Source organism: Neptuniibacter caesariensis (assembly GCF_000153345.1).
In the GTDB taxonomy this organism is placed as follows: domain Bacteria; phylum Pseudomonadota; class Gammaproteobacteria; order Pseudomonadales; family Balneatricaceae; genus Neptuniibacter; species Neptuniibacter caesariensis.
In genome coordinates this window covers 125,541-134,378 of sequence record NZ_CH724125.1, presented here as the reverse complement: position 1 = coordinate 134,378, position 8,838 = coordinate 125,541, and the positions used below count along the sequence as shown (strand labels likewise).

Sequence of the window (8,838 nt, the reverse complement as noted above, 5' to 3'; positions counted from 1 at the left end):
GAAGGAATTGGCGGAACTGTTCAAGGTCGTCACGATGGTCACGGTGCACAGCTTCATCATCGGCGTGATCGTGTTCGGGGTGATGGTATGTTTTACCGGAAGCAACGGTGTGATAGACAGAGTAAAAGCCAACCCCCACACTAATGAGCACCGCAGTTACCGTCAGGGCGTCTAGAAATGCTGAAAGAAATGCGGCAAAAAATGAAAAAAGGAGTGAGAGCAGCGTCTTAGACTGAACTTTTAAAAGTATTTTCGTGAAGACCCAGAGCAACATGTCTTTCATGAAATAGATGCCCGCGACCATGAACATCAGCAGAAGAATAACTTGCAGGTTACCCTCTACCTCATGATAAACAGATTCTGGACTGGCAAGGCCGATTAGAATGGCTTCGATGGCTAGTAGTCCACCTGGTTGAAGGGGGTAGCATTTCAGGGCTAAAGCAAGCGTAAAGATAAACTCGAAAATAAGTAGCCAGCCGGTAATAACAGGGCCTAATGTATATAGAATAATCGGGTTTAATACGAGAAACGCGAATATTGCCTGTTTATACCAAATAGGGGAATTTCCGAGGAAATTTCTAACAAGTGCTTGTGATAAAGTGTTGCTCATTGATTGTTCTTCCTGTGCCAGAACAGTCAACAGAATTTTTTATTATGCTGTTGAATAGTTAGGGTATATCTGTATGCGCGGCTAAGCCTATCAGGTGAAGGGGCAAAGAAGTAGCTTAATATTACTAGTTTAAGTAGTTTTTTTGATTATTTGCTTATGCAAAATCAATTAGGGTATATATTTACTACTAAAGTAGAGCTAATGCCGGTGAGTATAAGTACCTAAATTGTAATTTAGTGTAATCGCAGTATTAAAGGAGTTAGGGTTTTGGAAAATGAGGTTAGTTACATCCTCGGTTACGATGAAAGGATTCTAGGAACCGAAGCCGGGGTAATCTTATGCAGTGAGCAAGAGTTAAGTGATCTTGATGTGGATGTGATATTTCCGCTCAACCTAACTCAAGGTGGGCGCTACAAGCTGGCTATTCTTGCTTCAGAAACACTTCCTCGCTCGATTAAGCCTTCTGATTTGGTTGGCTTAAGGGCCATGCTAAGCAAGATAAACAGTGAAGATGATTATGTGCTGCTTTCTTCGGCTGCTCAAATTGCGATTTGGCATGCTTCCTTTAAGTTTTGTCCGCGCTGTGCAACTGAGTTAGATATTCATTCGGGTGAGTTTGCGAAGGTTTGTCCATCTTGTGGACATCATCAATATCCACGTATATCCCCTTGTATCATCGTTTTGGTAAAAAAAGGCAACCAGTGTTTGCTGGCCCACGCGGCCAAATTTGCGTCTGGGCGTTACAGCACTTTGGCAGGCTTTATCGAAGCGGGGGAAAGTGCTGAGAGTGCTGTCATTCGTGAAGTTCAGGAAGAGGTAGGTATTAAGGTGAAGGATGTGGAATATTGCTTCAGCCAATCCTGGCCATTCCCCCATTCATTTATGCTGGGCTTTTTTGCTGAGTACGAATCGGGTGATATTACCCCGGATGGCTTCGAGATTCTGGACGCTGATTGGTTTGGTGTTGATTCACTACCCAGCTTGCCGCCTAAGTTCACCATAGCAAGGCGGCTTATTGATAAGTTCTTGATCGAGCAGGGTGTAGCTATTGATCAGGAATCAGCTTTGTTTTTCCCGGCTAAATAATTTTCCTAGTTTTGTTGCCAGAATAATGTTGCCTTCAGCTCTGAGTTTTCCACTCATGAAGGCACTCATTCCATCTTGATTACCGTTTATCACATCGATAAATGTTTCTGCTTCCATAATCAGCGTGATATTGGGATCGATATGTTCCCCGGTCGTGACGGTGCAGGTCTGGTTTTTGATATCGATGTAGAAATCCTGATCATCCTCAATGGTAAATTGAAAAACTGCCTCAAAGTCGGCTGAATTTTCTGCCATAAAGCGGGAAGGGAGTTTCTCAATTACTTTGCTTACGGAAATCTGTTCGCTCATCGCTGGAATAACTCAAACTAGGTGGGTAAACGGGTGAATTATGATACATTAGCCAACCTTCTACTTATAGTTTAATTCGGAGTTTTCTCAGTGGTTGAGTTTTTAGCCGATTACAGTTTATTTCTGGCCAAGTCTGTGACAGTGGTCGTTGCAATTATTGCGGTTGTTGCAGGCATTGCGTTGGTTTCTGCGCGTTCTCGTTCCGATGGCAAGCATGGGGACATTCAAGTGACTCATTTCAATGATGAGTTGTTGGATATGAAGGAGGCGATTGAGGCTGAGATCCTTGATAAGGATGAGCTAAAGGCGATCCATAAAGAAGAGAAAAAGAAAGAAAAAGAAGAAAAGAAAGCCCGCAAGAAAAATCCACCGAAGGTTGATGAGCCTCGTCGTAAGCGTATTTATGTGGTTGATTTTGATGGTGACATCAAAGCCAGTGAAGTCGAGCCTTTAAGACAAGAAATTTCCGCAATTCTGCAACTTGCTGAAGCTGAAGATGAGATTGTTATTCGCCTGGAAAGTCCTGGTGGAATGGTTCACGAGTATGGTCTTGCTTCTTCACAGATTGAAAGAATTAAGCGCAAAGAGTTGTCTTTGACTATTTGTGTTGACCGTGTCGCGGCCAGCGGTGGTTACATGATGGCATGTCTGGCTGACAAATTGATTGCTGCGCCTTTTGCTATCGTTGGATCGATTGGTGTTATCGCGCAGTTACCGAACTTCCATCGTTTGTTAAAGAAGCATGATGTTGACTATGAAGTACTTACCGCAGGTGAGTACAAGCGTACATTAACCGTCTTTGGTGAAAACACTGAAAAAGGCCGGGAGAAATTTGTAGAAGAACTAGAAGAAACCCATGAGCTGTTTAAAAACTTTGTCCATGAATACCGCCCTCAGGTTGATATAGACAAGGTCGCTACGGGTGAGATCTGGTTTGGTAAGCAGGCGCTGGAAAATCAGCTCGTCGATGAGTTGATGACGTCCGATCAGTATCTAATCGATGCTGCAGAAGAAGCCGATATTTTTGAAATCAGATATGAAGAAAAGAAAACTCTTCAGGATAAACTCTCTGAGTTTACAGTCGATTCGGGTGATCGACTGGTCAATAAGGTGTGGGGCCGTATCAGTCAATCGCACTTCTGGAAGCGCTAATTTAACGGTGGGATGTTCATCATTGATTAATGACCGTCCCATTATCTTCCATTTCTCTTTATCAATGACTTGATTTTACTAAGGTATCTGGCGTTATAATCTACGACAGTTTGTTTGAAACGCCGGTTTGGAGTACTGATGAATCACAAGGGAACTTCTGCAAGCATCGTTAAAGCTGCAGAGACGTTATTTGCGGAGCAGGGGTTTACTGAAACGACAGTTCGTCAGATTACCAGTCGTGCTGATGTTAACCTTGCCGCTATCAATTATCACTTTGGTTCAAAAAAGGGATTAATCCAGGCTGTTGCCGAAAAGTTCCTTACTCCGCTATGTGAAGAGTTGGGCGAACTGATGCAGCAGCGGTTGCACGCGGTCGAAGCGGGGCAGGCGACTCTGGATGAACTTCTGGAGATGCTCATGCGCGCGTTGTTAACGGTGAATCGTGACAATGTTAATGCGCTGGCTGTATTCATGCGACTTCTCGAACTTTCCTACATGAAAAATCAGGAAGAGCTGCGCGAGTTCTTAATCGGTCGATACGGTGACAAGCTACAGCCGTTCATTGAGCTGCTTCGCAAAGATGCTGCACCAATGGAAGATTCTGAGTTTTTCTGGCGTCTGCACTTTTTACTGGGTTCTATCACCTTCACCTTGTCTAACTTCAATACCCTCTATGCTATGGAAAAGAAAGAGTTCCACAGTGGGGCTGAAGTTGAGAACATTCTTCATCGTATGATTCCGGTGTTGTCTGCGGGATTGCAGGCAAGAGCGGATAAAACCTATTTTTGCCGTCTCTGATTATTCTGTCTGATGCTTGTTCTTAAGGTTTCTGTTTCTGAGCAAACACTTACCGTATTTGAGAACGAGCGGAAGGTAAGTGTTTATTCAGTATCTACTGCTCTCAATGGTATAGGCCAAAGAAAGAATAGTGGTTGCACGCCTTTGGGAAAGCATTATATACGTGCATGTATAGGTGCTAATGAGCCTTTAAACGCAGTATTTGTTGGGCGTCGTTTTACGGGTGAGATATACAATTCCTCCCTTGCTGAAGCTTTCCCAAACAGGGATTGGATCCTGACGCGCATTCTGTGGTTGTGTGGTTGTGAGCCCGGCTATAACCGGCTGGGTGACGTTGATACTATGCAGCGCTATATCTATATCCATGGTACACCTGATTCTGAACCTATGGGGGTTCCGTTATCACATGGGTGTGTCCGTATGCGAAATACCGATTTACTGGAGTTATTTGATCAGGTAACTCCGGGAACTGAAGTGACTATTAATGAATAATTCCCATAACGCTCGTTGTGAAGCTTCACTGTTTCTTGATCTTGATGGTCTGGAGTTAACGGATGAAGAAAAAGTGCTATTACTTGATCCTCTGATAGGTGGGGTCATCCTGTTTGCTCGGAATACACAAAATGCAAAGCAGGTAGCTGAGCTGGTGGCTTCGATTCGGGCTATCAGGCCTGATTTAATACTCAGTTTGGATCAGGAAGGTGGTCGTGTACAGCGCCTTAAAGACGGGGTAACTCTGCTGCCACCCGTTAAAGCGTTGAGTAAATTTTCCACTTCATTGGAAGAAAACAGGTCAACGGCGGAGCAATTGGGATATTTAATGGCTGCAGAGCTCCGTCAGTTAGATATTGATCTGAGCTTTGCGCCGGTTGTTGATATTGATTATGGCCGTAACACCGTTATTGGAAATCGAGCGTTTGGCAATGATGTTTCAACGGTAACGGTATTATCCTCCGGATATATAGAGGGGATGCGTGATGCAGGTATGCCTGCAACCGTAAAACACTTCCCGGGTCATGGATGGGCAAACGCTGATACTCACCATGCGGATGCAATCGATGAGCGTGAGTTTTCCGTCATTGAGCAGGCAGACATGGTTCCGTTTAAGGAGGCTATTACAAATGGCGTAGAGGCGATGATGTTTGCGCATGTTCTTTACCCTCAATGTGATGCTTCCCCAGCAGGCTTTTCTGATTTCTGGATTGGAAATGTTTTGCGTGACGGGCTGGGTTTTCAGGGTGTCATTTTCAGTGATGATCTTAGTATGAAAGCTGCGCATAGTGCGGGTGGATATGCCAAGCGCGCAGAGCATGCGATTCGTGCGGGTTGTCAGGTGTTGCTGTGTTGTAATGACCGTAAAGGAACGCTCGCAGTGCTTGAGTATATGCGCAGCGCTTGTGTCGAACCATATTCGGCGCTTTCCTCGCTAAAGGGTAAGGCTATTAAAGTTGATGAAGTCAGGTTGGAGCAGGCTAGGGTGCTTGCTTCTCGCTTAATGGACGTGAACTTATGATTGATTTGCTAAATGGATTGTTAGCGCAATACATGCCGGAATATGGTGAGTCTGCATGGCTTATTTTGTCCGGTGCTATCTGTGTGATCGCTGTTGTTGCTGATTTGGTTGCTCGATCAACCATTGCGCAGCTTATGCGTCAGGCAGAGAAAACAAAGATTCTTTGGGATGATGTCTTTTTAAACTCTTTTAGTCGTCCTTTGCTCTTTTTGATCTGGTTAGCCGCGGGCTATTGGTTGTTGCAGATTTTTGAGCAGCACTTTGCTATTCAAATCCTTGGTGATGAAAATCCGTTACCTAAATTGGTTCCGGTTATTCTATTTGCCTGGTCATGCTTGCGCTTCTTGAAGCGGCTTGAGCAGGTTCTGGTTATGCCGGATCGAATGAAAAAGCCGATGGACCCTACAACAGTGGGGGCGCTTAGTCGGCTTTTGCGTTTGATCGTGACCATTATTATCGTCCTGATCATTATGCAGAGTTACGGCTATAGCATATCGGGCATCCTGGCATTTGGTGGTATCGGTGGTATTGCGGTTGGTTTTGCCGCCAAAGATCTGTTGGCGAACTTCTTTGGTGGGTTGATGATCTATCTGGACAGGCCTTTCAAAGTTGGCGATTGGATACGTTCCCCTGATAAGCAGATCGAAGGTACGGTCGAGGATATTGGCTGGCGTCAGACGCGTATCCGCACTTTTGATAAGCGTCCTTTATACGTGCCGAATTCTACCTTTGCCAATATTTCGGTAGAAAATCCTTCGCGAATGACAAATCGACGAATCTATGAGTATATCGGGGTTCGTTATGATGATGCGGCGCAAGTTGAACAGATCATTGCTGATGTAAAAGCGATGCTAAAGAGTCATCCTGAAATAGATACCCGTCAGACACTCATTGTCAATCTGGATCGGTTCGGGCCTTCTTCTCTGGATTTCTTTATCTATACCTTCACACAGACAACGGACTGGATCAGGTTTCATGAGATTAAGCAGGATGTCATGCTTAAGATTATGCAGATAATTGAATCTAATGGGGCTGAATTCGCCTTTCCTACCACTACTGTTCATTTGCATGGGATGCCCTCCGGGCTCCACTCAGAAGCGACTGCTGAAGCCCCTTAATGGGGCTTTTTTGTGGGCGCAAAAAATAAACTTGTTCTGGAACAGTAATTCTACAACTTTCGGATGACATTTAAGGTTACAGTTTGGTAACCTTTCCGGCAATTTTGCCGCTGATCGTAGTGGTGGTTTTGTAAAGAATTTATTGAGGTTGATATGAGCGTTCATGAGATAAATCACCCGTTGGTGAAGCATAAAATTGGTTTGATGCGTGCTAGAGATATGAGCACTCGTAGTTTTAGGCAGTTGGCTGCTGAAGTCGGTTGTCTGCTCACTTATGAGGCAACAAAGGACCTTGAGGTAGAAGATTATCAATTGGATGGCTGGTGTGGCGAAGTAACCTGTCAGCGCATCAAAGGTAAGAAAATTACCGTGGTACCCATTCTTCGTGCCGGTATCGGTATGCTAGATGGAGTTCTTGATCTTGTACCGACCGCGCGAATCAGTGTTGTAGGTTTGTATCGTGATGAAGAAACGCTTGAGCCGGTGGCTTATTTCGAGAAGTTGGCCAATGATATCGATGAACGCATGTCTCTGATTATTGACCCGATGCTGGCAACAGGTGGTTCTATGAATGCGACCATCGATATGCTGAAAAAAGCGGGCTGCGATTCTATTCGTGCGCTGGTGTTGGTTGCGGCTCCTGAGGGTATTAAAGCGGTTCAGGAAGCGCACCCGGATGTAGAGCTTTACACAGCATCTATCGATAGCCACCTGAACGAGCAGGGCTATATTATCCCGGGTCTGGGTGATGCGGGCGATAAGATTTTCGGAACTAAATAAATAGGGAACGAATATGTCTGAGCAGGTAGCTAGTCTGCGTACAGTACTGGCCGGTTCACAAATGCTGTTTGTTGCATTTGGCGCGCTGGTACTGATGCCTCTTCTAACGGGGCTTGATCCAAGTGTTGCGCTGTTTACAGCGGGTCTGGGTACTTTGTTATTCCAGTTTGTAACAAAAAGAACAGTGCCAGTGTTCCTGGCGTCTTCTTTTGTTTTTATTGCTCCTATCACCTACAGCTCCCAAACCTGGGGTGTCCCTGCAACGATGGGAGCGCTTTTTGCTGCAGGTGTTGTTTATATGATCCTTGCGGCCCTGGTTAAGGTTAAAGGCTCGGGCTTCCTGCATCGTGTTATGCCGCCTGTTGTGACAGGGCCTGTGATCATGGTGATTGGTCTGGGACTTGCGCCTATTGCGGTTAATATGGCAATGGGTAAAGCAGGTGATGGCTCTATTGAGTTGTTCCCTTATCAGGATGCGATGATTGTATCTATGATTGCTTTGGTTACTACCTTGTTGGTTGCCACCCTGGCAAAAGGTATCTTCCGTTTAGTGCCGATTTTATCCGGTGTGCTGGTGGGTTATGCCGCTGCTTACTTCATGGGCATGGTTGATCTTACAAAAGCGGCTGAAGCGCCATTTATTGCTGTACCTAATTTTGTCATGCCCGAATTCCACCTGGCTGCCATTCTGTTCATGCTGCCTGTTGCGATTGCGCCGGCCATTGAGCACGTGGGTGATGTCCTGGCAATCAGTAATGTTACAGGTAAGGATTATCTGAAAAAACCTGGTTTGCACCGTACGCTGTTTGGTGATGGTATTGCGACGTCTGCTGCCTCTTTGTTTGGTGGTCCGCCAAATACGACTTACTCAGAAGTGACGGGTGCGGTAATGCTGACTAAAGCATTCAACCCTGTTGTGATGATCTGGGCTGCCGTGTTTGCGATTCTGCTGGCATTTATTGCTAAGTTTGGTGTATTGCTGCAGACCATCCCATCACCAGTAATGGGTGGTATTCTGATCCTTCTATTCGGTTCTATTGCTGCGGTTGGTTTGAATACGCTGGTTAAGGCGCGTGTCGATATGGCGCAGCAGCGTAACCTGGTTATCGTTTCTACAACATTGGTATTCGGTATCGGTGGTATGGCTGTGGGTAGCGGTGATCTGAACCTTCAGGGTGTAAGCCTGTGTGGTTTGGTGGCAATTGTGCTTAATCTGGTGCTGCCTATGCCTAAAGAAGATCAGCACGATGATTTAGATGATGAGCGTGCCGTGGTCGATGATCTTGTGGATCACGGTCGCAATTAAAAAAGATTCTTTATCGTACCCATTAAAAAGCCAGGCGTTGCTGCAAGGCTGTTGACTCAAGCGTTTGAGCTAACTGCGGGCTTATTAAAAAAATCCGATATTGTTCACAATATCGGATTTTTTTATGTCTGAACCATCAATATTATGAAAGATAATGATGTAGCGA

The 8,838-nt window shown here is 45.2% G+C and carries 9 protein-coding genes and 1 pseudogene; 8 read left to right on the top strand and 2 right to left on the bottom strand.

Features of this window, described 5'->3' with window-relative positions; all coding sequences use genetic code 11:
* A pseudogene (nhaB, locus tag MED92_RS00655) lies at positions 1-610 on the bottom strand (sodium/proton antiporter); the annotation flags it as partial.
* A gap of 267 nt (positions 611-877) precedes the next feature.
* Here nhaB and nudC point away from each other — a divergent pair.
* A complete protein-coding gene (gene nudC / locus MED92_RS00650) occupies positions 878-1,696 on the top strand; it encodes an NAD(+) diphosphatase (RefSeq protein ID WP_007019525.1) in 819 nt (272 codons plus the stop codon).
* On the opposite strand, the gene MED92_RS00645 is transcribed toward nudC, so the two are convergent.
* Positions 1,670-2,005 (bottom strand): SCP2 sterol-binding domain-containing protein, encoded by a 336-nt coding sequence (locus tag MED92_RS00645; protein ID WP_007019524.1) that lies wholly within the window; start codon positions 2,003-2,005, stop codon positions 1,670-1,672. The genes nudC and MED92_RS00645 overlap by 27 nt on opposite strands.
* A 90-nt stretch (positions 2,006-2,095) precedes the next feature.
* Here MED92_RS00645 and sohB point away from each other — a divergent pair, with 90 nt between their 5' ends.
* The 7 genes from sohB (at position 2,096) to MED92_RS00610 (ending at position 8,672) form a co-directional block, all read left to right on the top strand.
* Positions 2,096-3,157: a protease SohB gene (sohB, locus tag MED92_RS00640; protein WP_007019523.1), complete on the top strand. Its 1,062-nt coding sequence runs from the start codon at positions 2,096-2,098 to the stop codon at positions 3,155-3,157.
* 138 nt (positions 3,158-3,295) lie between these two features.
* Complete coding sequence (locus tag MED92_RS00635) at positions 3,296-3,955, top strand: TetR/AcrR family transcriptional regulator (RefSeq protein WP_007019522.1); 660 nt, start codon at positions 3,296-3,298, stop codon at positions 3,953-3,955.
* A gap of 12 nt (positions 3,956-3,967) precedes the next feature.
* On the top strand, positions 3,968-4,447 hold the full coding sequence (locus MED92_RS00630) for a L,D-transpeptidase (protein ID WP_007019521.1): 480 nt from the start codon (positions 3,968-3,970) through the stop codon (positions 4,445-4,447).
* On the top strand, positions 4,440-5,468 hold the full coding sequence (gene nagZ, locus MED92_RS00625; protein WP_007019520.1) for a beta-N-acetylhexosaminidase: 1,029 nt from the start codon (positions 4,440-4,442) through the stop codon (positions 5,466-5,468). The genes MED92_RS00630 and nagZ overlap by 8 nt, the downstream gene beginning before the upstream one ends.
* On the top strand, positions 5,465-6,586 hold the full coding sequence (locus MED92_RS00620; protein ID WP_007019519.1) for a mechanosensitive ion channel family protein: 1,122 nt from the start codon (positions 5,465-5,467) through the stop codon (positions 6,584-6,586). Before nagZ ends, MED92_RS00620 begins: the two co-directional genes overlap by 4 nt.
* A 153-nt stretch (positions 6,587-6,739) precedes the next feature.
* On the top strand, positions 6,740-7,366 hold the full coding sequence (gene upp / locus MED92_RS00615) for a uracil phosphoribosyltransferase (protein WP_007019518.1): 627 nt from the start codon (positions 6,740-6,742) through the stop codon (positions 7,364-7,366).
* 13 nt (positions 7,367-7,379) lie between these two features.
* A complete protein-coding gene (locus MED92_RS00610; RefSeq protein ID WP_007019517.1) occupies positions 7,380-8,672 on the top strand; it encodes a uracil-xanthine permease family protein in 1,293 nt (430 codons plus the stop codon).
* The last annotated feature ends 166 nt before the right edge of the window (positions 8,673-8,838 follow it).